The sequence below is a fragment of the Pantoea sp. sgz302252 genome (assembly GCF_047713085.1).
GTDB lineage: Bacteria > Pseudomonadota > Gammaproteobacteria > Enterobacterales > Enterobacteriaceae > Scandinavium.
Genome location: NZ_JBLFJW010000008.1, coordinates 19,580 through 45,298, shown reverse-complemented (window position 1 = coordinate 45,298; position 25,719 = coordinate 19,580). Strand labels below are relative to the sequence as shown.

General features: G+C 52.8%; 22 protein-coding genes and 2 pseudogenes. 9 read left to right on the top strand and 15 right to left on the bottom strand.

Annotation, left to right across the window (positions count from 1 at the left end; translation table 11 throughout):
* Positions 1-19: 19 nt before the first annotated feature.
* Both tssC and tssB read right to left on the bottom strand, forming a co-directional pair.
* Positions 20-1,501, bottom strand: coding sequence for a type VI secretion system contractile sheath large subunit (gene tssC / locus ACLW56_RS08100; protein WP_172862615.1), 1,482 nt, complete (start codon positions 1,499-1,501; stop codon positions 20-22).
* Positions 1,502-1,519: 18 nt separating this feature from the next.
* A complete protein-coding gene (tssB, locus tag ACLW56_RS08095; RefSeq protein WP_043018227.1) occupies positions 1,520-2,032 on the bottom strand; it encodes a type VI secretion system contractile sheath small subunit in 513 nt (170 codons plus the stop codon).
* A gap of 465 nt (positions 2,033-2,497) precedes the next feature.
* Here tssB and ACLW56_RS08090 point away from each other — a divergent pair, with 465 nt between their 5' ends.
* The 8 genes and pseudogenes from ACLW56_RS08090 to ACLW56_RS08055 all read left to right on the top strand — a co-directional run bounded on the left by ACLW56_RS08090 (position 2,498) and on the right by ACLW56_RS08055 (position 10,657).
* Complete coding sequence (locus tag ACLW56_RS08090; RefSeq protein WP_330983273.1) at positions 2,498-2,866, top strand: T6SS protein Cts2N; 369 nt, start codon at positions 2,498-2,500, stop codon at positions 2,864-2,866.
* Positions 2,867-2,880: 14 nt separating this feature from the next.
* A complete protein-coding gene (gene tssK / locus ACLW56_RS08085; RefSeq protein ID WP_330983272.1) occupies positions 2,881-4,218 on the top strand; it encodes a type VI secretion system baseplate subunit TssK in 1,338 nt (445 codons plus the stop codon).
* Positions 4,199-4,948: a DotU family type IV/VI secretion system protein gene (locus ACLW56_RS08080; protein ID WP_045447462.1), complete on the top strand. Its 750-nt coding sequence runs from the start codon at positions 4,199-4,201 to the stop codon at positions 4,946-4,948. Before tssK ends, ACLW56_RS08080 begins: the two co-directional genes overlap by 20 nt.
* Positions 4,945-8,484, top strand: coding sequence for a type VI secretion system protein (locus tag ACLW56_RS08075; RefSeq protein ID WP_330983271.1), 3,540 nt, complete (start codon positions 4,945-4,947; stop codon positions 8,482-8,484). Before ACLW56_RS08080 ends, ACLW56_RS08075 begins: the two co-directional genes overlap by 4 nt.
* A complete protein-coding gene (locus ACLW56_RS08070) occupies positions 8,481-9,407 on the top strand; it encodes an ImpA family type VI secretion system protein (RefSeq protein ID WP_223307012.1) in 927 nt (308 codons plus the stop codon). Before ACLW56_RS08075 ends, ACLW56_RS08070 begins: the two co-directional genes overlap by 4 nt.
* A complete protein-coding gene (locus ACLW56_RS08065) occupies positions 9,404-9,796 on the top strand; it encodes a DUF4280 domain-containing protein (protein ID WP_330983270.1) in 393 nt (130 codons plus the stop codon). The genes ACLW56_RS08070 and ACLW56_RS08065 overlap by 4 nt, the downstream gene beginning before the upstream one ends.
* A gap of 131 nt (positions 9,797-9,927) precedes the next feature.
* Positions 9,928-10,161: pseudogene (locus tag ACLW56_RS08060) on the top strand (transposase); the annotation flags it as partial.
* A 226-nt stretch (positions 10,162-10,387) separates the two neighbouring features.
* Positions 10,388-10,657 (top strand): hypothetical protein, encoded by a 270-nt coding sequence (locus ACLW56_RS08055; RefSeq protein ID WP_330983392.1) that lies wholly within the window; start codon positions 10,388-10,390, stop codon positions 10,655-10,657.
* Here the strand turns inward: ACLW56_RS08055 and ACLW56_RS08050 are convergent.
* Together ACLW56_RS08050 and ACLW56_RS08045 are read right to left on the bottom strand one after the other, a co-directional pair.
* Positions 10,620-10,942, bottom strand: a pseudogene (locus tag ACLW56_RS08050) (DDE-type integrase/transposase/recombinase); the annotation flags it as partial. The gene ACLW56_RS08055 and the pseudogene ACLW56_RS08050 sit on opposite strands and share 38 nt — an antisense overlap.
* 136 nt (positions 10,943-11,078) lie before the next feature.
* Positions 11,079-11,480 carry a hypothetical protein gene (locus ACLW56_RS08045; protein ID WP_330983269.1) on the bottom strand — a complete coding sequence of 134 codons (402 nt, stop codon included), beginning with the start codon at positions 11,478-11,480 and terminating at the stop codon, positions 11,079-11,081.
* A gap of 194 nt (positions 11,481-11,674) precedes the next feature.
* On the opposite strand from ACLW56_RS08045, the gene ACLW56_RS08040 reads away from it, so the two are divergent.
* Entirely contained in the window at positions 11,675-12,451 is a 777-nt protein-coding gene (locus tag ACLW56_RS08040; protein WP_330983268.1) for a hypothetical protein, read from the top strand.
* A 264-nt stretch (positions 12,452-12,715) separates the two neighbouring features.
* On the opposite strand, the gene ACLW56_RS08035 is transcribed toward ACLW56_RS08040, so the two are convergent.
* From ACLW56_RS08035 to icmH, 11 genes are all read right to left on the bottom strand, one after another.
* Positions 12,716-13,195: an Hcp family type VI secretion system effector gene (locus tag ACLW56_RS08035; RefSeq protein WP_330983267.1), complete on the bottom strand. Its 480-nt coding sequence runs from the start codon at positions 13,193-13,195 to the stop codon at positions 12,716-12,718.
* A gap of 23 nt (positions 13,196-13,218) precedes the next feature.
* Positions 13,219-14,565, bottom strand: a complete 1,347-nt coding sequence (locus tag ACLW56_RS08030) for a VasL domain-containing protein (RefSeq protein WP_330983266.1) — start codon at positions 14,563-14,565, stop codon at positions 13,219-13,221.
* Between the two features lie 4 nt (positions 14,566-14,569).
* Complete coding sequence (locus ACLW56_RS08025; RefSeq protein ID WP_330983265.1) at positions 14,570-15,091, bottom strand: DUF1240 domain-containing protein; 522 nt, start codon at positions 15,089-15,091, stop codon at positions 14,570-14,572.
* On the bottom strand, positions 15,081-15,575 hold the full coding sequence (locus tag ACLW56_RS08020; protein ID WP_330983264.1) for a hypothetical protein: 495 nt from the start codon (positions 15,573-15,575) through the stop codon (positions 15,081-15,083). Before ACLW56_RS08020 ends, ACLW56_RS08025 begins: the two co-directional genes overlap by 11 nt.
* A gap of 9 nt (positions 15,576-15,584) precedes the next feature.
* The gene (locus ACLW56_RS08015; protein WP_330983263.1) at positions 15,585-16,355 is read right to left on the bottom strand and encodes a hypothetical protein; all 771 of its coding nucleotides are present in this window, start codon (positions 16,353-16,355) and stop codon (positions 15,585-15,587) included.
* Entirely contained in the window at positions 16,346-16,501 is a 156-nt protein-coding gene (locus tag ACLW56_RS08010; protein WP_330983262.1) for a hypothetical protein, read from the bottom strand. The genes ACLW56_RS08015 and ACLW56_RS08010 overlap by 10 nt, the downstream gene beginning before the upstream one ends.
* A 54-nt stretch (positions 16,502-16,555) precedes the next feature.
* Positions 16,556-19,987, bottom strand: a complete 3,432-nt coding sequence (tssM, locus tag ACLW56_RS08005; RefSeq protein ID WP_330983389.1) for a type VI secretion system membrane subunit TssM — start codon at positions 19,985-19,987, stop codon at positions 16,556-16,558.
* A gap of 105 nt (positions 19,988-20,092) precedes the next feature.
* Positions 20,093-21,508, bottom strand: a complete 1,416-nt coding sequence (tssA, locus tag ACLW56_RS08000) for a type VI secretion system protein TssA (protein WP_330983261.1) — start codon at positions 21,506-21,508, stop codon at positions 20,093-20,095.
* Positions 21,509-21,512: 4 nt separating this feature from the next.
* The gene (gene vasI / locus ACLW56_RS07995) at positions 21,513-22,256 is read right to left on the bottom strand and encodes a type VI secretion system-associated protein VasI (RefSeq protein WP_330983260.1); all 744 of its coding nucleotides are present in this window, start codon (positions 22,254-22,256) and stop codon (positions 21,513-21,515) included.
* Complete coding sequence (tssH, locus tag ACLW56_RS07990) at positions 22,253-24,901, bottom strand: type VI secretion system ATPase TssH (RefSeq protein ID WP_330983259.1); 2,649 nt, start codon at positions 24,899-24,901, stop codon at positions 22,253-22,255. The genes vasI and tssH overlap by 4 nt, the downstream gene beginning before the upstream one ends.
* 11 nt (positions 24,902-24,912) lie before the next feature.
* Positions 24,913-25,671 (bottom strand): type IVB secretion system protein IcmH/DotU, encoded by a 759-nt coding sequence (gene icmH, locus ACLW56_RS07985; RefSeq protein ID WP_330983388.1) that lies wholly within the window; start codon positions 25,669-25,671, stop codon positions 24,913-24,915.
* Positions 25,672-25,719 lie beyond the last annotated feature (48 nt).

Sequence of the window (25,719 nt, the reverse complement as noted above, 5' to 3'; positions counted from 1 at the left end):
AGAATCTTCCCTTATGTAATTAAGCCGATACAGGCGGTGGCAATTCCGCAACCAGGCGGATAGATGTGGTCAATTCTTCCAGCTGGAAATGAGGGCGCAGGAATACCACTGCGCGATAGACACCAGGTTTGCCAGGAACATCCAGTACGTCTATCCGTGCTTCGCGCAACGGATATTGCGCCTTGATCTCCTGCGGTGCTGTGTCGCTGAGTAGCACGTAACTGGCAATCCAGTTATTGAGGAATCGCTCAACATCTTCGCGACTCAAAAAACTGCCGACTTTGTCGCGCATAATGACTTTCAGGTAGTGCGCAAAGCGGGAGGCGGCAAGGACGTACGGCAGCATCGCCGAGATCCGCGCATTAGCGTTGGCTTCAGGCGTGTTGTAGATTTTTGCCTGGTTAGTGGTTTGCCCGCCAAAAAACGCGGCGGTATTCGTATTCTTTTTATGACACAGCGCGATGAACCCAAGATCGTTCAACTCTTTTTCACGGCGATCGGTAATGGCTACCTCCGTCGGACAGCGCAGACTGATATCACCGGATGGAGTGGAGAAAGTATGCGCCGGGAGACCTTCCACCAGTCCGCCACCTTCTGCGCCACGAATCGCAGCGCACCAGCCATATAAAGCAAACGCCTCGGTAATGCGGTTGGCCAGTACCCAGGCGGCATTCCCCCACAGGTATTTGCTGGCATCCAGGCCGTTAACGTCCTCGATAAAGTTTACCCCGTCTACCGGCACCGTATCCGGCCCGTAGGGCAGACGCTGTAAAACGTGCGGCAGCGCCAGCGAGACATAGCGCGAGTCGTCGCTTTCACGAAATGCTCGCCATTTGATCATCTCGGTGCTTTCGAAGATCTTCGCCAGATCGCGTGGCACGCTCAGCTCAGCGAACGATCCCATATCAAACAAGCGCGGGCTGGCAGCGGCAATAAACGGCGCATGAGCGGCCGCCGCAACCTGAGATATTTTCTCCAGCAGCGCCACGTCCTGCGGATGACGGCCAAACTCAAAATCCCCCACCAGCACGCTGTAAGGGTTACCGCCAAAGGTGCCATATTCATCTTCGTACAGCTTTTTGAACAGCGTGCTCTGATCGAACTCAACCGCTTTTTCCAGATCGTCCTGCAACTCTTTGCGCGAGACATTCAGCAGTCGTAACTTCAATCGCGTACTGGTTTCGGTGTTCATTACAAACTGATGCAACCCACGCCAGGAAGACTCCAGCTTCTGGGTATCCGGATGATGCAACACCTCATTCAACTGGGCGCTGATAAGCTCATCGATCTGCGCAATACGGTGGTTAATCATCGCCACAGTGTCGCTTCCGATCGCCATTCCTTCATCGAGGATTTGCGTCGCCAGCTCTTCCAGCATGTCCCGTGCATAGGTCTGTTGCAGCTCATCACGAGCCATCCGTCCTTCCTGAATAATGCGGTCCAGTACGCTCAGCGTAACGGTCTGTCCACCCGTTTCAGTTTGTTCTTGCACATTCTCCATTGCTCTTCTCCTTTTCCGTTACGCGTTTTCAGCTGGTTTTTCTTCAGCAGCAGGTCTTAACGCCTGAAGTTCTGCGTTATCGTTTACCACCTGCTGTAACAACGCATCCAAATCGTCGTTACCGTCCAGTTTGGTGAGGAGGTCGCGCAAGCGTTGGCGGGCAAGGAAAAGGCGCTGGAGGGGTTTAACCTGATTGATAATATTGAGCGGCGAAAAGTCGTCGAACTCGTTAAAGCGCAGCTCAACGTTCAATTTGCTGCCATCATTAGCCAGACGATTTTCTACCTGAACCGCCAGACGAGGTGAGATGGAGGAAAGCACATCATCGAAATTATCACGATCGATTTCGACGAATCGCCGCTCACGTAATTTAGCGGGTGGGGATGCTGGATGCCCGGATAAATCAGCCAGAATACCAACAACCAAGGGAAGCTCTTTTTTCTCAATCGCCCCACCCGTTTCCACATCATACGTTATTTGTACGCGCGGCGGCCTAATACGGTTGAGTTTATGCTGTATGCTCTCGGCCATATTTAATCCTTTTTTATTGCAATAGTATCCCTGGTACGATATTTGCCGCACCATTATTCGAAAAGCGATATTCATGAATAACTACCTGCAATATAAAAAACACAACACAAAATAAATATCAACTTAATTTTTGGTTTTTCTACACAAAAATAAAACATTTGATAAAAATCAATTAACTTAAAACTAACCAATAAGAATCAATGAGTTACATCAAAAACCAATTAAAAACAATACTTCACACGAGAATCATAAATCACATGAATATTTAAATGTTAACAAATTTCATTACTTAAGATTCGTCCAATAATGATTTAAGTCAAAAACAGAACCGTTGCTATTAATTACCTTCTTAATGACGATATAAAAGGATTTTATATGACAAACGGCCTACGCCATCCAGCTAGCATAATATTATTCAGTATTTTAATTTTACTGAGTAGCGGCTGTTCATTGTGGCAAAACCGTGTGGCATTTAATGATGTGGTCATTGAAACCGTAGCAGATGCAAATGATAACACGCCAGTCGCCATTGATATTGTCGCGGTTGCCGATAACGCGTTGCTGCCAACCGTACAAACGCTTAGTGCAACACAATGGTTTAACGCCAAATCACAACTGCTGCGCGATAGCCCTGACGGGTTGCACGTCTGGTCGCTGGAGCTGGTGCCGAATTCGCGTTTTGTGACCAAAAGCTCCCCTCTGCAGGGCGTTAAGGCAGAGGCAATTCTGCTGTTTGCCCGCTACAGCAGCGCAGGAGAACACCGCTTAAGACTGGATAAAGCAGATTCATTGCATCTGCTGCTAATGACGGATGAAGCAATCCTGGCCCCCTGAACAAGGAAAGTACTATGAGCACAATTCCGGCAATGGTTTGCTGGTATGAAGGGATGGCAATGCTACCTCAACATTTTCAGTTGCAGGCATTGCGCAATGAAACGCTTTGCGCAGCGCTCACCGGGTGCGCTAATCCGTGGTTTTGGGGCGTCAACCGGCTACAGATTGACGAAGCGGCGCTGTGTGCAGGAACGCTACGTATTTTGCACCTGGAAGCAATTATGCCCGACGGCACGCCGGTCAAGTTTGACATTAGCGACGATTTATCACTGGAGTTTGACTGCGCCCGTTTGCTGCCTGCCGCGCCGGACAGTGAGCATATCCTCTGGCTGTCGCTGCCGCCGCTAAACCGTGCCGGGCAGTGGCAGTTGATGAATAGCCGCTATCGCTCAGTCAACAGCACCCCGCTGCCTGACCTGAGTAGCGGTGAATTTCCCGAGAGCATTTCGCAATGGCAGCCCGAACCGCGTCTGGTTTGCCAGCACGATCGCGCCGATTTTGTCTGTCTGCCGCTGCTGCAGGTTATGTATAGCGAAGGCGGATTCCGTCAGAGCGAGTGGTTTCCCCCCTCACCCACCGTCAACGAAGAGAGTTACCTGGCGCGCCACACCCGACAACTCTGCCTGCAGGCTAGAGAAAAAATTCTATTTCTGAGCCGGGAAATGCAGTTGGCGCAACACGGGCAGCGTACCAACGACTGGCTATGGCTTACGCTTTCGCTGCAGAGTATCCAGGGCGCATTGCCGCTGGTGGAAAGCTTGATTAGCAGCGGGCGGCCGCACCCACAGGATCTTTACCGCGCGCTGAGTCTCTTTATCGGGCAAACGGCAATACTGACTCAGGATAAAACGCTGCCCCTGCTGCCAGCTTTTGATTATCAGAACATGCTGCCCGCATTTGCATCTCTTTTCACCGTACTGAAAAACCAGTTGGCACATATTCATCGCCGCTATCAGCGGCTAAATTTCAGCAAACTGGATAACGCTTTTTCACTGCAACTTCCGCCGGATCTCCACGCCGGAGAGCAGGTGGTGATAGGTCTACTGATGCCCGGAGGCAACGCCGCCAAAGCAGAAAAATGGTTACAAATGAGCCTTATCACCAGCCATCCCTTTGTATCTGTCCTGCGTCGTCAGCGGATGCATGGAATGACGTTCTCGCCGCTGGCAGCAGAACAGCGCAGTGACTGGGAAATCGACGGCAATGTGGCCCTGTTTACCCTAACCCTTACCCTCCAGTGGTTCGAAAAAGGGACGCCGCTGGTTATTGCACCATTGCATGAAACAGAGGATATGCCGCAGCAGATCATGCTCTACCGTCAGGAGGTAAGTCATGACGCCCGCGCATCCTGATATGCCAGCCAGCCGTCTGTTTGATGAGATTTACACCCGCTGGCTGGCGCAGTTCGAACGCTGGAAAAGCACTCCGCTACCGCCAGATGAGCTGCATAATCAGGCCGTTGTATACGCCAGTCAGGTGGTAGAAGAGTATAACCGACGTCTGACCCGCGAACTGGGTTCGCCATTTCAGCAGCAGATTGACGCTGCCGTTTATGCCCTGGTCGCGCTGATTGATGAGTCCGTACTCTATGGTGACTGGCCCGCACTCTCCCTGTGGCAGTCCTGTCCACTGGAGTATCATCTGTGGCAAACCCATAGCGCAGGGGATCAGATCCCCCGCAAGATCACCGCCCTGCTCAATGAACGTAGCCCAGGTAAACGAGATTTAGCCGCGCTGTATTTGCGCTGCCTGACGCTGGGGTTTGGTTCCCGACGTAGCGATTTTAATCTGCAGAATCATCAGGAAACCTGCCGCCTGCTGTGGCATTTTGCCTTTCAGCATGACGCTCAGCTCAGCGATATAGCCGAACGTATGGAATCGACCGCGCTGGGCCCCTCTTTACAGCTTCCGGCACATCGCCGCCTGCCAGACAATTCGCGCCTGCATCTTATTGCCCTCGTCATACTGTTGGCGCTATTGCTGCTGAGTCAGCGATTGTGGCTGAGTATTGAAGATGCCATTGGCGTAAATACGCTGCCAGATTTTCCGGTAACCCAATCCTGCCAGGGAGATGATAAGTGACGCAACCCTGGCTTACGCTACTGATTATTATGCTGGTGCTGTTGGCGATTACTCTCTGGTGCGTCTGGTGGCAGTGGGAATACCGAAACGATACGTTCAACCGTGCGCAAAAGGAGATCCAGCGAGCCTGCACAGGCCAGGATCCTTACGACAGTATGCGAATCCTGATGCTTGGCGATGAAGAGGATAATCGTCTGCTTTGCCGCAGTTGGTCACTCACCGACGGCCAGGAATACTGGTTCGGGCAATGGTGGTTTAATCCTCAGTGCAACCTTCTGTGCCTGCCGCAAACGCTACAAACCGTTGGCAAAAAGCGGCTAATTCGCCAGAACGACTGGCAGAAGACGCTGTCTGCACTGGTTAAAAGCCGCCCACAGCGACCGCTGGACGCACTGATTATCACCCTTTCATTAGAGACGCTGTACGACGATGATACTGTCCGCGCCAGCTTGTTGCATAACTGTCAGCAGTTGCAGCAGGTGTGCGGACTGAGTCTGCCAATTTACCTGATCATCAGCGGCATGGAATCACTGGAAGGCACTGCCTCTTTACTGGAGCTATTGCCAGAGGATGCTCGCCGCAGCCCTATTGGCAGCACGATTCCGGTCGCCAGAGAAGCCATCTGGAAACCGCAGTGGATCGACAATGCCCTGGACAATACCCGTACTTCGCTGCGGATGTTCATCACCGAGCTTGGCGCGCTGCGAGGCAACACGCCGGAGCAATTATTCCGCCTGCCAGAAAACTTCCCACCGCTTGCCGCACCGTTGCATGACACTTTTGACGGCCTGTTTAACAGTCATGCCCGCGATGAGCCGCCGCAGCTACGCGGGATCTGGTTTGTTGCACGAACGATGGCGGAGGGCAAACCGCAGATGCAGTTTTGTCAGTCGCTGCTGAGCGGGAAAATTACCGCTGAGCGCGGCCTCGCGCTTCCGGTTCGCCGCCTGCTGCGCCTGAACCTGCGCCGCCATTTCATAACCCTCGCCTGCTATAGCTGCCTTTGCGTTCTCTGGCTTGCCGCCATGACCTGGAGCTGGCGATACCAGCACACCAACGCCGTACTATTGCACGATCGTCTGCAGGTCCTCGCCACAGCCGTCCGAGCCGATATCACTGGTGAGCGTTCCACCACGCTGTACTGGCGGGTTCTCAACGGCATTCCACAGTGGCAGTTTCGTTCCATCGTCTGGCCCGGCTCGCTGTTCAGCCGTACCGATACAAAATTGCGCGAGACGTTTAACAACGTCACCCTGGCCAGCCTGCTGGTGCCCGCGACCAACAGTATCTGCCTGCAAAATCAACATGAAAGGGGCTTTGAGCAGGACGATCTGCTACCCGAAGAGCGTTACCGGCAAATTCAGCACTTGCTCACTCAGGCAAAACAAATGGAGTCGCGCTATTTGCCGTTGCTGCAATTGATGCAGATGAAGCAACCCACTGTGCAGACGTTGGCAAACGTCAGCGCCAGCGTTTGGGGCGTGACCGTGGACACCGACTCTTTGCCCTCGCAGGAAAAGCTCAACGAGATGTTTGCCACGCTTAATCTCTCGCGTCTGAAATTACCCGACGCCAGCGAGTTGACTCAGCGCAACAGCGTACTTTTTTCTCACGAAACCATGCGCTGGCTGGAGCAAAACTATGGCAATACCAGCCTGGATAACAACGAAGAGCAACTCGAACAGCTGCTGGCGCTATTTGGCAACGGCTCCGGGGTTACCCCGTTGTTCGTCCGCTCGCTGATCCGGCAGGTCAGCCGCTTACAGGCAACGCTGACAACCATCAATAACCTGAGTCGTGACGCAACAAATTCGCCAATCAGACTGCCACTGGATGAGCTGCTCGCGCAGGCACGAACCCTTAGGCTTATCGACAACGGCGTGGTTCAGGAACTGCTTCGCCACGAAACCCTACTTCGCCAACGCTTTCTGGCACAGGTTGATGGTTCCAGGCTGCACTTCTCCTCACTAACCGAGCAATCCCCGGAAGGGCAATTCAGCGTATCGCCGGATCTTCTGGCATTACAAAAAAGCTTGCGTGATTTACTTAACCAACCCTTCTGGCAGCAAGGAGCAAGTCAGCCCACCGGGGACCCTGTCGGTTATCCCGGCAATCTGCAACTCCAGCAGGCGCTGGCGCTATATGGCGGATTTGAGCGCTTTACGCAGCAGCTTCCAGACAGCATCTGGCGACCCAAAATCACCATGCTGGCGCGACAGGCGGCGGAAAACGCCATCCGTCAGGCGCTATACACAGAGGCCGCCGGAACCCCAGATAACAGCAATGTCAGCACCGCCAGCGCGGATCGGATCATTGAGGCCTTCAACCAGCTCAATCGCCCTCAGCTTGCTATAGCATTGCGCCAACAAACCGCAGACCAGGTGATTAGCCGGGTACGTCAGGACGGCGGCGCGTTACTTCCGTCGATTAACCCTCCGGCGGTCAATTACGCTACCACAGAACAGGCTCAGGCTAGCGGGCAGAAAATTGCCGGGTGGGCTAGCGCACAAGCAGAGCAAATCTCTGGCGTGCTGGTCCGCTATCAGCAGGATATTGACTGGCTCGACAAGCAGCGCCCATGGCTAACGGCAATGGATAACCAGCTTATCGTTCGCTGGAGTAGTTCACTGGCAGCCATGCAACGACTTCAACAACAGGATCCTGGCAGTCCGCCGATGCAGATGGCGACCCTTGCCGCCGCGCTGCCGACGCTCTCCGCACAGAACTGCCAGAGTGAATTGGCGCAGTTTCACAGCGCGGGCAGTAACGATTTTTACGGTCAATCGCTCAACGCGCTGGTAAACGCATCATTGCAAAAATGTCAGCAGTTACGCCAACAGGCCAGCATCGGCGCGGTACAGAAGACCTTCAATCTGTACAACACCTGGCTTGCGGGGCGCTTCCCCTTTACCGCCGTGCCAAACGCGCCGGATGCTGATGTCGATCGGGTGCGCGAACTGGCCATTTTGCTCACGCAACTCCCCGCCGAAACGCTATCCGAACAGCCGCCACTGATTCAGCAACTGGCAGCAGCACAACCGTTACTTTCGGCGTTGGTCAGCCCTGAAGGCGTGACGTTACGGGTTATCTGGCGGACCTCACGCAACCATGAGGCTGGCGCGGATCAGATTGCCGACTGGCGGCTCGTCGGCAATCAACAATCGATAAGCTACCCCGATGGTTCAACTGACCTGCACTGGCGCAGCGGCGATAGTCTGAGCTTTAGTCTGCGCTGGGCAGCCAATTCCGCCTGGCGTCCAATGCCAGGCCTGTCACAGACAGGCGTAACGGTAAGCGGTGATACTGGGCGTTGGCGCTGGCAGGGAGCGTGGTCGCTGCTCAGGATGATTGAACAACAGCGCGTCGGTGGCGCGTTGACGCAACCGCTGCCGCTGCGCTTTTCGCTCCCCGTAGGCGATGGTCAGAAGCCATTGCAGTCGACGGTATTTTGGCAGGTCACATTGTTAGATGCCCAAAGCAAAGCGCCGCTACCATGGATACCGCTTACCGAGCAGGGATTATCAGGAGGAAAATGATGGAACATATTCAGGCATTACTGGCCCCCATTCAGGCGGATAATCCGTGCGGGGACTCTATCCGTTATTCACCAGAATTCGACCAGTTGGTCGCCGCCCGCCAGCAGGATGACGAAACGCTGCCCACCGGCGTCTGGCAAAGTACGCCGCGCCGTGCCGACTGGGATGAAGTCGCCAAAATCGCCACCGTGCTGACGAAAACGCTCAGCAAAGACCTGGTCATTATGAGCTGGTTGGGTGAAGCATGGATTAGAGTTCGCGGCTTAGCGGCCCTGCCCGATGCGCTGGCATTAGTGACTCTGGCGCTGGAGCATTATCCCGAGAAATTACATCCCCAAATTAAAGAAGGTGACTATGACTATCGCGCCGCGCCGCTCAGTTGGATGGCGCAACACTACGCCACTCTGGTCGCTGAAGTCCCGCTGTTTATCGCTCATGGGGAAACCGTCTCACTGACCCAGTGGCAGCAGGGAAAATTTTCTGACGTTCCGCTGCCAGGCGCAGACGAGTCCACCATAAAACTCCTGACATCCAGCATCGAGTGGCTCACACGTCTCAATGCCGTCTGTCAGAACTGGCCTGCAGCATCTGCACCTTCATTTAATGCACTGGAACAAAAGATCAAAACCGGCCTGCAGGCGTTAGGAAGCAGCGCATTGCCGGTGCAACCGCATTCTGTCAACGAGGAAAGCTCCCTAACACTCAGCTATAACGCCACATTTGCCCATCGGGAGGAGGCATATCTGATGATTAAACAGGCCGCAGACTACCTGGCGCGCACCGAACCGCATAGCCCGGTACCCTATTTACTGTATCGCGCCTTTGCCTGGGGGCACACGCCATTACCGGAACTGCTTTCAGAACTGATTAATAGCGATGAATCCGCCCGCCGACTGTGGCGGCAATTGGGGGTACTACCATGAGCTGTCCCGGAGTTTGTACCGGCGCATTGCTTCAGTGTTCCTTTGGCATCGCGCCAGGTACGTTGAACGTGCTGCCCACCAGCCGAACAATCGTTGGCAACATGCCGATGGCGAATATTATGGATAACAAACCGTTTGTGAACATTATGCCGTTCGGCATGTGCAACAGCCTCGCCAACCCGACCGTTGCTGCCGCGACCGCCGCAGCGCTCGGCGTGCTGACGCCAATGCCGTGCATCCCCGCCACACCAGCCCCCTGGATGCCGGGATCACCCACAGTATTAGTGGGAAATATGCCCGCTCTCACCGCCCAGTCAACGTTGATCTGCATGTGGGGCGGTGTGATCCAGATTAGCTTTTCTGGGCAGATGACGACTGTTGTGGCGTGATGTTATGCCCTTGAAATTAAGGGTTACGATTGCAGGAGACTACGCTGCAAGGTAATTGCAGCGTCTTTAAAAACGGCTCTCGCACTCCATGGCGACCGTTTTGAACTCGGTGAAATTCCGGCTCGCGCAGGATTATTCAACAAACAATAGGGCCGGGCATGAATGTCTTCTGCGTCGCACGCCTGCACGATATTTAGTCCAGCTTGTTGTTTAAGTGGAAGAAACAATATCAGGAAGGCAGCCTCACCGCTGTTACGGCCGGAGAGGAAATCGTTCCAGCCTCATAGCTCTTGGCTGCACTGAAACAGGTTCGGGAGCTCCATCGCCTTCCTGGCAAGAAGGCGATGGAAGTTGGGATCCTGAAAACGATATGCGCTGGTGTTCAGATGGCTTCGAATTCGGCTGCGACAACGGTGAAAAACTGCGGGTCACGTTCTCGCTGGACTGCGGTGGTATGCCTATTACATTTTCAGCGAAGAGCGTGACCAGAGGGAAAATTCTTACATCAATTCACGTACGACCTTCATACTTAAATATCAATTTTTCGTAACAACCGTCACAAAAATAAAGTGATTTTTAATGGGGGCTTTAATGGGGGCACTGCTTGGTCATTTCCTCAATAAAACCAATGACAAACAGCGTGTTAATCGTGGATATGATTCCGAGTCCGGCACCACTTATTCAGAGAACCCAGCCTATGGCTGGGTTTTTGCTTTTGTGTTTCCGGACTCTTCATCGAAATGGTTCGATGATTCGCCGCAAAACGGCTCACCCCTTCGGGGCCAACGCGACAAGCGCGTTGTTCAAACGCCTGCGGCGTTAGTCCGAGTCCGGGCACCCATGCTGTTTTCAGACTTCTGAAGAAGCGATCCATCGGGCTGCTATCCCAGCAGTTTCCTCGACGACTGGCGTTTTGCTTTATTCTGTAACGCCAGAGAAGTTGTTGATATTTCAGGCCTGTATACTGGCTTCCTTGATCGCTATGGAACATGATATCCCGTGGCTGGCCACGTTTCTCGTATGCCATCCGCAGGGCACTGCTTTTCAGTGCTGTATCAGCATTCGCTGACAGGCTCCAAATAACTCTGCGGACAAAAAGAGTCATGACTACCGCCAAATAGCTCCGCACCATACCCGGTCTGGCTCAAGACGCCCGGCACATTCCAGCCTGAACTCGGGCGAGAAGGTACACTTTATATTCTTGTTCATGAAGCCACTTATTTTATACTGAGGTAAGAATATCACCTCTGTTCAGGTGGCCAAATTCACTATGCCACTACAATCAGGCGTTGATAAGCGGGTTGTTTTTTTCCTGACTATCAGCAGCACTGAAAAACGTTCTGATAAAGTTATCAAGGGTGGCACGTTTAACAACAAACATGCATCTCTGGTTAACATGAAAATATCCAGATCTGTATCTATTAATATATTTTCTGTTTATTTTACCATAGTAAAACCGGGTTTTAGTGGAGGGTAAACATTGCAGTTGATAGTTGAATCTTTGCTCCAGAGTACAATATTCAGTAAACACTCGGCGCTCAAGCAACATAGTTTTCTGAGAAGATCGTTTTGTGTTTTCACCAGAACGACTGCATTTCTTTTCATTGTGACCTTCCTCATTCTTACCGGAGGCTGAAAATAGATGGGTCGGGAAAGATGACCATAAGCGCATAGCACCAGACATCACTGCCTGTCACGTTAACACCCGGTTGTTGATTTATATTATTCATCAATCTCTTACACACAAGAAATTCATTCACTCAATGAATATTTAAAAACCATAATTACGTTTATCAGAGTCCGTCACAGGTATATAATTCAGCATAATTTTTCAGACAAAGAAATAATTAATCATCGAATGCAGATAAAGGAGTAAATATGAATTCCAGATCAGTAATATTCTTCTGTACAGCAGCATCTCTATTCCTGTTGGCTGGCTGCGTGCCACACTCTCCTATTGATGCAAAGAAAACGAGTGCACGGCCAGGAAGTGGCGTAAGTAAAAGCGCATCCGTGCAACTGACGGATAAAGATATCTTTGGAAATGAAACCACCCTGGCGGTTTCGGAAGAAGATATTCAGGACGCGCTGGAGGGGGAAGTATTACGCGTGCCGCTCAATTCACCCGTCATTCTGGTACAGTCCGACAGTCGCGCACCAGAAACCGCCATGCAGCAGGAGATGAGCAAATACTATACTGTTGCCACCTTTTCCGGCATCCCGGACAGGCAGAAAGTGGTTTCCTGCAATAAAGACGAAAACGGAAGAACCGTTGCCCATGAAAACATGAACTGGATGCAGGCATTGCGCTATGTCGCAGCCAAAGGACATCAGAAAGCAATCATCGTGTATCAGGATACATTGCAGTCAGGAAAATACGACTCTGTGACACAAACGATGGTCTGGTCCGACTATAAAAACGAAAAGCTGGCCGATACAGCATCGCTGCGTTACCTGATGCGTTTCACTCTGGTTGATGTGGCTACAGGGGAATGGGCAACATGGTCGCCGGTAAACGACGAATACAGCGTACTTCCGCCACTGCCGGGGAAAAATAAGATCGGCGCCACAGAAATGACAGAGCAACAAATCACTCAGCTTAAGCATAAAACGTATGCCGCGATGGTCAAAGACCTGGTAAATCGCTACCAGTAATCAACGTTGCCTGCCGCCAATGATTTGAGGCGGTAGCCAGTGATATGAAAATTTTCGTGCATCCGGGTTATCTTTTTCCCGACCAGAAACCATGCCAGTGACTGCGCCGTAAATGGGCGCGGGGATGGCGTCCGGTAGCCGTTGTTTCAGTCAGACTGTTCACCTGACTCTCAGCCAGCAGGATATTGGTAAAAAACACCAATGCGGCCAGCCAGCAATTCTGGCCGGTTCAAAAATGGTATTCATCACAGGACATTATTTCCCTCAAAAAAGCCGGTCTTCCCACAAACTGTATGCGCTGGTGCCGGCAATACAGTGTTCCTGGGTGATGCTTTCATAAGTGAAGGACACGGCTTCTTCTGGCTGACCGCCACTGTCGGTGATGGAATGTGGCACTGACAGATGGATATCCGAAATGCGTGCGTTAATGAGTTTCACTTTATAATACCGTTCATTAATGCCAAAACGGTTGGTACGATAAAATTCAAAATCGCAGGTCAGACATTCATTTTCGGTAATAGCCTTACTCAGTAATGGCGTTGATTTATCCACTGGCTTCTGAATGTTCAACGCAAGATGATTCACATTTTGTACCCGATTCAAGCCGTGGCTCATACCCAGCACCATAATCTGATCTGTATGCGCAATCTGCGCCTTATTGCCGATTGAAGCCAGGGAACAACAGCCTGCTGAAATCAGCCCCTGAAGATCGCCATTCAGCGTCAGATAAACAAGATTTGCCATAACAAACTCCTTCGATTCCGTCGTTATTTTCCGGGTTTTATGTCAGTTGCCGTTCCTGGCGCCACATTATTCTTCAGCAGCAGCCAGCGGCTGACTACACCATCCAGTCGCTCGTTGATTTGTTTTTCCAGCGCGTCGGTATTTTTCCCCTGAGACTGAGCATCCTGAAATTGTGTTAACAGGGACTCTACTGGCGTTTCCTGGCCCAGCCCGCGCTCCGCTTGCCAGATAACATTTTTGATATACGAGAGCGTGAGCCCTTCTTTCTCACGTTGCATCACCAGGTCAGCAAAAGCATGTAAATCCTGACGGGTCTGCAACCAGCCCCGTAACTGAGGGCTGCTCTGTGCGCGCATTTTCAATGTCTCATTCCATTGAACGGTGGCCTGTTGTTGCTGTTGACTCTCCGGCCAGCGGCTCTCTGCGATACGGGCCATTTGTTCGCCGGTATTCAGCGGCTGTAACGGTGATGACACCAGAAGTTGTTGCAGCCGTTGCGTATAAGTTTCCGGCGCAGGCGAGGAGAGCCAGAGGATGGCGGCGCCCTGTGCCGTATCTTTGACTTGCGCCAGTTGCCCCTGAATCGGATAGACCTGCCACCACCAGAGCGCTGCGGCTATCATCGCCATACCAAAAGCGCCCGCCGCGAAACCTTTTACCACGTGGCTCTGATTTTGTTTCAGCGGAGCGTCTGCATCTGCCTGGCTGCGGACAGCCACCTTCACTTCCGGTAAATCCGGCAATGGAGGTATGTTTTCTGCCACTGTGGACACTGCGCTCTCCGGCGCATAAACCAGCGTTCTGACCTCTGGCTGGGCCTGCAACTCCGTGATTTTCTTCCGCTGTGGCTCAAGCCGGTTACGGGTGTTTTGCACAAAATACAGCAGATTCTCCACCCGCGGCTGGCGCTTCAGACTCACCTGCTGAAGTTTGTCGCAGATAATCTGAAGCGCCCGTTCGGTACGATACAGTACCGGCAGGTCAGTCTCTGCAAAAGAGAGCTGCTGACGCAGAATATTGCCGGTGCGGGTGTTGAACCAGTCCAGCATTTCGGTTCTTGCCTGCTCGTTCTGCGGCCAAAGGTTATCCCACTCATGAGCTATCATCGCCGCCAGCAGCTCCGTCCCCTCACAGAAACCCGCAAGCCCCTGAATGCGGGTGCGCGCCAGTGTGTAATAGGTAACAGTGTGCAAATCCACCCCGTTAGTTTTAAAAATCGCCAGTGCCAGTGACTCTACCAGCCGCCAGTTCAGTTCCGGCTGAGACGGATGGCTGGCTTTGTTGATTTCCTCACGAATGGCGCTGAATTCCGGTAGACCTCGCGGGTCGCTGCCGGTAGCAATATTTTGCGTGCTGGCTGCTGTATTCATTTTATTATTCATCCTTGAGCGTTGAGATGTTAGATAAACCTGAGGATTTATCCTTTTCAGGATGGTATTCAAACTGCTCACACATTTTGGGATCTTTTACATAATCAACACCTGAAAAAGGACCTTTTTGTCCGCACGAATGATAGTCGGCAAGGGGAACGAACGAAATGTACAGAGACAACGGGAAAGCAAGAACAAATGCGATACAAATATAAGCAGAAACGATATTTAAAAGCTTCCGCCATAGCTTTGCAATTCGAAGTGTTAAAGGGAAGAACAAAAATAAAAGCACTAACACATCGAAATACGCTATAACAGGTAGATATAGTAATGCAAGCACATCACGCCAACTGTAGTAGACCGTATCTGCGCCAGCGAAGATATCCCTGATTACCCCCCCACTTTTACTGGTAAAAAAAACCAATGCTCCGGAAAGTACAAAAATGGAAATTAAGCATAAAACAATAAATTTTATTCTTTCTTTTAATGTCATTTCTTTCATTTTCAATTCATTCTTATTGATCATCAGACTTATCCTTTTCAGGATGGTATTCAAACTGTTCACACATCTTTGGGTCTTTTACGTAGTGAACACCTGAAAACGGGCCTTTTTGACCACACGATTCGTAAACACTCAGGATATAAACAGAAATTACTATGGATAACGGAATGGCGATAAAGAAGGCGATAAGACTATACCCCCATACTATATTTATCACTTTGTGCCACAACTTAGCGAGATTGAAAGTAAATGGTGAAAAAAGAAGCAATAATGCAAATATATCAAAATACACCGCAACGGGAAGAAAGAGAAATATAAAGACGTCTCTAAAATCGTAGTAGATGTCCACACCCGTAAAAATACTCACGATCACAACACCACTAGTACACGTAAAGAAAACTAGCCCACCAGTGAGTGAGGTAATAACAAACAAACCTGCAAGAATAAATTTTATTCTTTCCTTTGACGTTGTAAAGACTCTCACTTCTAGTGTCTGTTTTTTGAACATAGCAGTCCCTTACCAATCTGTTCTCAGCATGCCAAATGTAAATGGGCTGGTGTGCTCAAGATTCCATTTTTCGACTTCTGCCTGTGAATTCAGACCGTCCCTAATCGCAGAAATTAACTTATCAAATAAATGAAATGTATCATTATCCAGATAATCCAGTGCTAGAGTAATCAAAAAACCAACTGCAACAACAAGTACTATTCCTGCTGCAATGGGGAGCGTAAAAGCAAAACCGACAGATGCCGCACCCGCAACTAAAGCTCCGCCAACCGCGACCATAACTTTCGTCACAAAGATCGTCACAAAGATCGTCACAATAATCTTGGCGACATCCATCGTGATATTACCTATAAAAACTGCCACATCATGGTCTGATTTAAAAATAAGTTGAATCGTACGGTACGCTAATGAAAACCAGACGCAGAATTTGGCACCTTCAAGAATGTTGCCGTTAATACCCGCTTTGCCAATGCCTAACTCAAGTATCTGGGGATGGTTAATTTTATATCGTGTTCCCCGGAGGATACGCCGTAACGACGCATAACCGGTAATTTTGACATAAGCCTGTCCACCATATTGATACTGAATGGCTTGGATACCGAATCCCTTTAACCGATAGACTAGTTTACCGGCATCAGCATAACTCGCGAGTTTTGAGATATTTTTTGCCCCCGCAATGCTGTCCTTAATGTTGCCTGCATAGGTGGTGGCAAGAATAACAGGTTGACTGTTGTCCAAATCATCAATCACGTCCTGTGCCTCATCCATGGTCAGTAACATAATATGTTGGCGAAAGCTTCTGCCAATCCCAGCGTATCCAGAATATAAGGATGCTGCGGGATCAACTGATTGACGGGCACGTTACCGCGCAGCGAGTCACCCAGATAATCTGCCCATGACGGATTCTGGTTTTTGAATTCAGACATCCTTTTCTCCTTGTAATAAAGAAAAAATGCTTACTGCTCGTTTAAATAACGCCATCAATACAGCGTATCCGGCAACCGGAACTGGCTGAACAGTCCGCCGCTGAATGGGTTATCCTCCGTATCGGTATGCACCCGATATACCATCGTGCCATCGTCTACGGTAAAACGCACCGTGAAGTTACCGTCTTGTACGCCTGTGAGTTGCCCGGCCCCAAACAACCTGAACTGCGCCCACGGCCCGCTGAAGCTAATGCTGCGCGGCACACCACCACTGGAGCCAACCAGCGTCAGTTTGCTTTCATTGCCTTCGCGCATGTTGTTCGGCCAGACCAAATGTGCGGCGTAATTACGCCCTTGGCTGTAATCCACCAGTTGACCGTCAAGGTTCAGCACACTGCGGCGTTTGTTACCAGAAAGCGACACTGTCTCCACAGCAAACTGTGTTCCCAGCCCATTTTGTTTGCTGAAGAAGATGTCGCGAATTTTCTGCGCGGCATCCAGTTGCCGGATAATGTCCTCACGGATGATCACGCCGTCATCATTATCGCGGCTCAGGTCATTTTCGATAAACAGTTTCAGGTTCTGCTGGTAGAAACTGTCCAGCACGCCGTCCGGTTTAAAGAAACGCTCAAATGCATCCAGCGACGCATCCTGTTGCGCACGCGGGTTAAACGGATAGCTGTTCGCCAGTTGTTCGTTGAACGGTTTCACTACGCTGTCGCGCCAGTCGATCTCCATGTAGTGAACCGCCTCCACCATCACCACATGCCAGGCCTGGTCGACCAGCTTACCCACCCAGCGGTTAAGCGGGGCGGGCAGGGTTTTCGCCATCTGACGGGTGGCGAAAATCGGATCGCTGCTGTTCTGATCCAACCGTAGCTGCACCGCTTTCAGCGCCGATTTCCCCGGCACAGGTGCATTCTGGATAGCTAGCAGGTAACGGTGAAGTTCCGTTAACTGCTGATACACCGCCTGTATCGTGTTTTCCTTGTTATTCTGAACTGCCAGCGTGCTGTTTTCCGGTGCGAATTCATGTCCGAGACGAGTCAGCAGGCCGTAGTCTGGCTCTGCTAACGCTTCTTCGCGCTCTTTATCAGAGAGTTTTTCAGAGAGTTCCGCAGGCTGTGTATTGTCCCTCAGCGCCGTCAGCGCCCGCTGTAACGGCTGGTCACCACTGATAACCTGCTCCAGCGCGCTGGTCAGTTGCGCAATGGATCCGTAATCACGGACGTTCAGGTTATCCATCCCGGCGCGCCAGGTGGCGGTGTAGTCGCTGGTATACTGCTCGGTAAGCTGACGCTGGATTTCCATGCGATCAGCCTCGCTGTACTTCACGCTGTGGGTCAGATTCAGCACCCATGAATCCATCGCCGTCAGTTCCACCAGCTCATCACGTTGCTTCACAAAATAACTTTGCAGGCCATAACGCGTTAAAAACTGCGGGATGATGAGCTTACTGTCATCAGCGGAGGTGAAGACCTGGTCAAAGGCCGGTCCTACCTGATCACGAAGGTTAAGGTCAGCAGGGAGTACACCCAAAGCCCGCGTTTTCAGGCTCTGGTAAACACGCTGGTAGACAGGCAGTTTGCTCAGTTCTTTCTGTGCTGCCGCGACAGGGCGGTCATACGGCGTCCAGCGGCTGATAGCATCACCATCGCCCGCCACACGCTCCGCGTGCCAGTCCGTATGCTTCAGGGCGTAATCCAGGTGCGACATCAATTGCGCCTGAATATCACGCTGGCCGTGGAATTTGTCACTCCAGCGTTTTGCCATATACTGCTTCACCACCTCGTTACTGCGCCCGCTTTTATCCTCCAGCATTCTTATGACGCGCAGCACAGCCAGTTTTTCTTCACTTTCCGGCGGCGCGTTGTTCATCTCTTTCACCAGGCCGTTAAACAGGGCGGGCAGATAGCGCTGCTCCAGCAGTTGCAGGTAGGTTTGCTCCACATAAGGCCCGACCCGCCGCCCTTGATATAGCCCCATGTCGGCCATACGGCTGCGGTCATCCCAGTTCCCGTAGGCTAACGTCGCGTCGCGTACCGGATTGAGCAAAGGCAGTTGCAGATCACCATAATCGTCCATTCCCTGCGGCGGTTTGATAGCCATAAAGGCTTCAGCCTGTTTCAGCACCTGAACCCCGGAGGCATAGTTGTTGTTGTAATAATGGTGCCAGCCGATGATTAGCAACAATGCCGTAACCCCGCCAACGGCGGAAAAGGACATCAGACGGCGACGGTTGCGTATCAGCCAGGCGCGACTTTCTCCGGCCAGATTTGGTTCTGCCAACAATACTTCCGGAAACAGATTGCGGGTAAAGTATGGGGTGGTATCGACCAGCGGCCAGGCCGTCAGGGGGCTGCAGCCCAGCCGGTACTGGCGGGCGGCAGACTGCGTAAAGATGTCATCCATCTGACCCCGTTGCAGTGAGGAGGTCAGATACACGCCACGCAACATAACGTCCATGTTCTCTCCATCCAGCAGGCCACCAATCAGTGCCAGCAGAGACTCCCGGCTCCCCTGCATCTGACGGACAAAGCTGAACAGAGAACTGCGTATATGGCCCTGAGCCAACATCAAATCCGGTAACGCCTGATTCATCCGTTCGCACCACGACAGCCAGAAAGCGTTGAATTCGTTTTTCCAGTCCTCATTTTCATGGGCACGACGGGTAAACGTGACACCCAGAATGGTATCGCGATCTTTTTTGTCCAGCGACTGAAACAGCGCAGCAAAGCCGTGCAGCAGATCCAGCCGGGTCAGTACCACATACACCGGCAACTGACAGTGCAGATGCTGGCGTACATCCTGCAAACGGCTACGCAGCGTCTGTAACAGATGCTCCAGGCGACGCTTGTCGGCGGTCAGCAGATCGGGTAAATCCAGCGTCAGAATGAGCCCGTTGAGTGGCTGGCGAGCGCGTTTTTCCACCAGCCAGCCTAAAGCGTGTTCCCACAGGCGACGGTGCAATACATCAGCATCCAGTTGCTCACAGAGCGAACCATCAATATCAAAAATTACCGCCTGTTTCCCGACATGCGGGGTGAGGTACAGATGCTGCTCTGCTCCACGAACCGCTTCCGGCGTATAGATGATGTCGGCCGGAAAGCCCTCACGTAGCAGCGACGTTTTACCGCTGCTGGCCGGACCGATAACCATATACCAGGGGAGTTGCCAGAGGTAACGACGGTTATCGAGATGGCGTTGCAAACGCAGCAACCAGCGATCGAGATAGCGTTGCTGCGCATTCAGCTCAACGCTGAGCGGGTCAACAGCTTCCTCACGTTGCTGCTTTTGCTGTTTATCAAGCTGTTGTAAGCGTTTCATTACCCGGACGGTGAGCCATACCAGGGCAATAAATCCCCATACTGCCGTCGCGAGCCAACGGTTGACTAAGGGTTTCAGCCATTGCTCGTCATACAATGTCCAGGTTGGGCCTTTCCACCAGATCCACACCAGCAGAAAGATCCATGCCAGCACCAGCAGCCAGAAAGCAGAGACTTTAAACCGCGGCATAGCTGGCCGCAGAGCAGATTTGAGCCCGCTGAATAGTCGGGGTGTTGGTGATCTCACAAAAACTCCTGTTTTCTCTTATTGTTCTGCCGTGAATTTCTGTTCAAGCTGCTCAAGCAGGGATGGCTCCCAGTCAGCCAGCGTGATTTGCAGACCTAGTCTGAACAACATCCGGTACTGCTGCTGCGCCAGTTTTTCCATCCCGGCCTCTTCCATGAGCTGTGTGCCCAAATATTGCCGATGGAACTGATCGCGTGGGTCGCCTTCAGGCAACGAATCCAGATACCGCAACGCCGCTTCCAGCCCCTGTTCCGTAAAACAGGCTCTGACAGCCTGCAACTCTTCTCTGGATTGCTGGGTTGATGCAGTCTGACTACCGGAAGATGAGGCGGTCAGCCACTGTTTTGTCTGTTCACTGATAAAGGGGGTGTGGTCGTTAAACAGCAGACCGGTAAGCGCCGGAAGACGATCCAGAAAGCAGGCGACCTCATCACGAATGGCCTCTGCCGCCTGCTTGTAACCAAGGCGCAGTGCAATCTGCGCGGAGAGGTAATGCCCGTCCAGCCAGTAAGGAGCCAGCAATATACTTTTCTCTACCTGTTGCCAGAGCGCCATATCCGCACTGGCAAGCCGGGCCCGGTAATCCGCCACCCTATCGGCAGAGACGGCGGCCAGTGGAGTACGTCCATCGCTTTCAACCTGTGGTGTGCTGGTGATGGTCAGCCACAGCGCATGGCGGCGCAACCGGTAGCCCTGTGGTGAATCCGGCTGGCGTTCACATAAAATGGTCGCCACTTTTTGCAGCGTATCACGCCAGGCGGTATCATCATGGCTGTCGACAATGACCTGTGGGGTCGGGATGGCAGGAGACGGAACATCGCGTTCAGGTCCAGCAACAGTCTGTGGCGGAGTACCGGAGTTCGCCGGAGAGGCTGATAATGCGGGCGCAGCACCATCAAATGCCCGCTGGTACAGAACAACAAGATCATCCGTCGCCTGCGCCAGTTCTGGCGCGTTATGCGCCTGCCAGCATTGCGCCAGTTTTGCCAGCTCTTTTGGCAATACGTCGCGCAGCTCTGTTCCGGCGTTTTCCGCAACGCCTGCAATACCCGCCTCAAAGCGTTTTATGACCTGTGCTGCAAAACGTTTCTTATGCGCCATATTTTGTGGCGCGGCCACCGCCCAGTAATGCTCGACAAACAGCGTTAACAGACGCAGGGCCAGTAGTGGATCACCGGTATGCTGCAACGTTCTGAGCAGGTGCGCCAGCAGGCGGAAGTCCTTGCTTTCTGAGGCCAGAATCGCCAGCCCTCGACGCTGAAGTTCCGGGATATCAAGCTGACTGTGCGCCAGTGAACCGAGTTTGACGATTTCGCCGTCGATATACTCCCATTCCTCATCATCATCCTTCAGGGCGCAGACCAGCTTATCTTCCGGAAGATCTTCCAGAAGATGCGAAATCCACACAGCCGGATCGCGTAAGTCCATTGCCATTCTCTTACTCTCCCGCCCAGTGACAGGCGTCGCGCAGCGGCCCGATAACCTGTGCCAGCCCGGCGATGTTAAAGGTCAGTTTCCCGGCGGCATTGTCCGCACCGGTATCCACCGTCAGCGTTTTTGCACCAAACAGTTGTTTAATTTCATCAATACCGGACAGCCCACGACTGGACTCCAGCAGGACGCCGTTTTCGCGCACAAACCAGCGGCTGCGAAATGGCCTGCTGTCGGCCTTCAGGGTGACCGCGATATCGTGCATATCCAGTGGATGCATCAGTGCCACCTGCATTCGGGTGATATTGTCCACGCAACTGAACATCAGTACCGGACGCGGCGGAACATGACCAATAGCCGGGGTGGTGATAATCACCGTCGGGCGCTCGCCCGGCGTCTGCGTGACCAGCAGCTCCGTGGTGTTACCCTGACGGTGTTTTTCCTGCTCGGTGGCGCGAGTCCAGGCCTCACCCACAAACCCCGCTTTCACCAGCGCGCCGTTAAAACCTTCCGGCGACAGGGGTGACAACAAGCGGTCGTAGCAGTCAAGGCGCTCCAGTGCCGCAGGCTCCTGGCGACAGGTCTGCATCGTCTGTAACGTGGCCTGCGCATCCGGAAGGGGTGCCGTTACGCCCGTCAGCGCCGTACCGGACGCGGAGGAGATCTCCGCAGTTGCCGTACGGGCAGACAGCCCGGCCAGCAGGCCCGCTAACAGCCACCCGGTTTGCCAGAAAACGCACATCCTGTTCATAAAACAGTTTCATCCTCTGCGGCAGACTCGTCGTCCTGAACATCTTCCACGTCTGTCGTGAATGCGCCGTCAGCCGCCGACAGCCGGATACGGGCAATGTCAGTGCCAGTCGCCATCTTCTGCAGCAGCAGCAGCGAGAGCGGCGGCAACATGTCGCCGTCAATCACCGACTCCAGCATCCTCGCCCCGTTTTCGGCGCGAGTGACGCGCTTCATGATTTCATCGGTCACTTCCGGTTCGATAATGACGTCGGCACCAAAGCGGCTGCGCAGTACGCTATCCAGCCGGGTCAGTTTCCCGGCGATAATGGTGGTCAGCGTCTCTTTCGACAGCGGCAGATACGGCACCACTTCCATACGCGCCAGCAGCGCAGGCTTAAAGAAGTCGGCCAGCACCGGATACAGCACTTCCTGTAGGGTTTCCGGGTCATCCGCATGTTCAACAATCACCTGGTATCCGAGGTTGGAAGTGAGGAAAAAGACAATATTTTTGCAGTCGATCACCCTGCCCTCACCATCCGCCATTTCACCTTTATCAAAGGCCTGATAGAACAGATTGAGCACATCCGGATGCGCCTTCTCTACCTCATCGAGCAGCACCACCGAGTACGGTTTCTGGCGAATGGCTTCGGTCAGCACACCGCCTTCACCGTAGCCGACATAACCCGGAGGCGAACCAATCAGCCGCGAGACGGTGTGTTTTTCCTGAAATTCCGACATATTGATGGTAGTGAGGTACTGGCGGCCGCCGTAAAGCAGCTCCGCCAGTTGCAGCACGGTTTCGGTTTTGCCCACTCCGCTGGGCCCCGCCAGCAGGAACGCCCCCAGCGGCCTTCCTGGACGACGCAAATCGGCACGCGCGGTGAGTAAATGCTTATGCAGGCAGGCAATCGCCAGATGCTGACCTTTGATGGTTTCGCCCAGCCACTGTGGCAGGTCAGTAATGACCGCCATTTCATTCTGCGACAGGCGGTTTAACGGCACGCCGGTCCATTCGGCAATCACCGCCGCAATCTGCTTTTTATCGACGTGCGCCGAGACCAGTAATTGGGTGTTATGCAGTGCATCCAGCTCAGCAGTTAACTGTGCCAACCGCTCAGCAGCGAATTCAGGCACGGTATCATCGCTCGGGGTCGCCCCCAGCAACTGCTGGCGTAACGTAATAATTTCTTGCACCAGCACCTGCTGTTGCCTCCAGGCAGACTCCAGAGCCTGAAGCGTTTCTTGCACCGTTTCATGCTGCGCATAAACCTCATCCAGTCGTGACGCGTCAGTACGCAGGCCAATCAGGAGTTCGCGCTCTAGCTGCCGGATCTCCGCTTCACACTGGTGGCTCTGGGTGGTCAGCGCCGAGATTTGTTTCGGCGGTGAGGAAAGATTAATTGCCACTCGGGCACAGGCGGTATCCAGTACATCAATCGCTTTGTCCGGCAGTTGGCGACCAGAAAGGTAGCGCTCACTTAATGTCGCTGCTGCCTGAAGCGCTTCGTCGTCAATCAGCACGCCGTGGGATTGCTCATACACCGCTGACAAGCCACGCAGAATAATGGTCGCCTCCGCTGCCGTTGGCTCACTGACTTTCACTAACTGGAAGCGGCGTGACAGCGCAGCGTCTTTTTCGAAGTATTTTTTGTATTCGCTCCAGGTTGTGGCGGCGATAGTTTTCAACTCGCCACGCGCCAGCGCGGGTTTAAGCAGGTTGGCGATATCCAGCCCCCCCTGCTGGTTGCCAGCACCCATTAATGTATGCGCTTCATCGATAAATAAAATGACGGGAACAAGAGAGGAAATAACCTCCGCCATCAGCCCCTTGAAACGCTTTTCAAACTCACCTTTCACTGATGCCCCGGCCTGAAGCGCGCCTAAATCCAGGGTCATAATCGCAGTGTTTTTCAGCTTGTCCGGCACCTGGTCTGCAACAATACGCAACGCCAGCCCTTCGATTAGCGCACTTTTGCCGACGCCCGCTTCCCCCACCACCACCGGATTATTTTTACGGCGGCGGCAGAGAATATCGATCATCAGGTCAATTTCATGATCGCGGCACAACACCGGATCGAGCCGCCCCTGACGGGCGTCTTCGGTCATATTCTTCGCGTAGCGGGCAAGCAGGCTGTCGCCAGTATCCGTTATCATGCTGGTCGCCTGACCGTCTGCATTCTGCATGACCGTTTCCGCCGACTCCCGCGTCCACTGTGCAAAATCCTGTTGCAGGCGATCGCGATTAATGCCGGTCAGCAGCCGGGCGGCGGCAGGCGGCACATAACGCAGCGGTGAGTGCAGCAGTGCCAGCAGCAGCATACCGCCGCGCAGTTCACTGTGCTGCATCTCAGCCGACGCCAGTAACCAGCCCTCTTTCAGCCACTCAACCAGCATCGGGGAGAATGCCGGGTAACCGTCCGTCACCCGCACTGCCGCGTAATTTTCAACTGTCAGTACCCGGCGAAGTTCATCCGTATCAATGTCTGCCTTTTCCGCAATCACCCTTACGTCACTGCGTACCGATGCCAGCATCTGTAACAAGACATGTGCCACGGTAATTTCTGACGCCTGCTGGCTCATACACTCCGCCGCCGCGGCTTCCAGCGCCTGTCGGGAGAGCAGGTTAAGATGCTTAACCAGAGAGGCCAGATTAATCTGGATCATATAGTGTGTCCTTACCTGGCAAGCAGCCGGTTCAGTTGATGCAGAATATCCTGCGTCTGGCTGTCCAGCCGCGACATGTAGAACAGATAAAACAGCGCCAGCACGACAACGCCACCAATGAGGACGTGTTTAATGGTCAGACGCTTCATTAACTGGTAGCGCCCACCCTGCGTTTTTTTGTCCTGATGCAGTAGCGGAAAAGGGGCATCGCCGTGCAGTGTGTGCAGAACATGGTGCAGACGGCGGTATATCTGTTCAAACTCCCCCTGATCCTGTACGGCCACCTTATAGCGTCCGCGGAATCCCAGTGAAAAACAGAGATATAAAAATTCCAGCAGATCCTGATAACGCTTCGGTTCACGGATCAGACGTTCCAGCAAAATAAAGATCTTCTCGCCCCCCCAGGCTTCATTGTGGAAATGGACCAGCAACGACTGTTTGATCCACTCATTCTTGTTCGACCAGCCATTACCCAATGCAGCCTCGTCAATAAAGGTGCAGAGAACATAACGAAACGAGACAATCACGCCCGGCTCGTAGCCTTGTTCCTGGAGCAGTTGTTCCACTGCCTGGACATCCGTGACCACCTGTGCGAAGAGGTGTTCCGGCATGGTCTGGCTGTTCATACCCTCCACGCGCATGACCATCCCCAGCAACGGCGTGGCGGCATCAATCATCGGATTCAGGCTGTTGCCACGCAGGGGCAGCCGGTACTGACGCCCAGAGTGTCCTTCTCCCGTCTCATGCAAAGCCGCACTCCCTTTATCCACTGGGGAGACAGCATTCTGGCTGTCATTTCCGGCGGGAAACTGAACGGA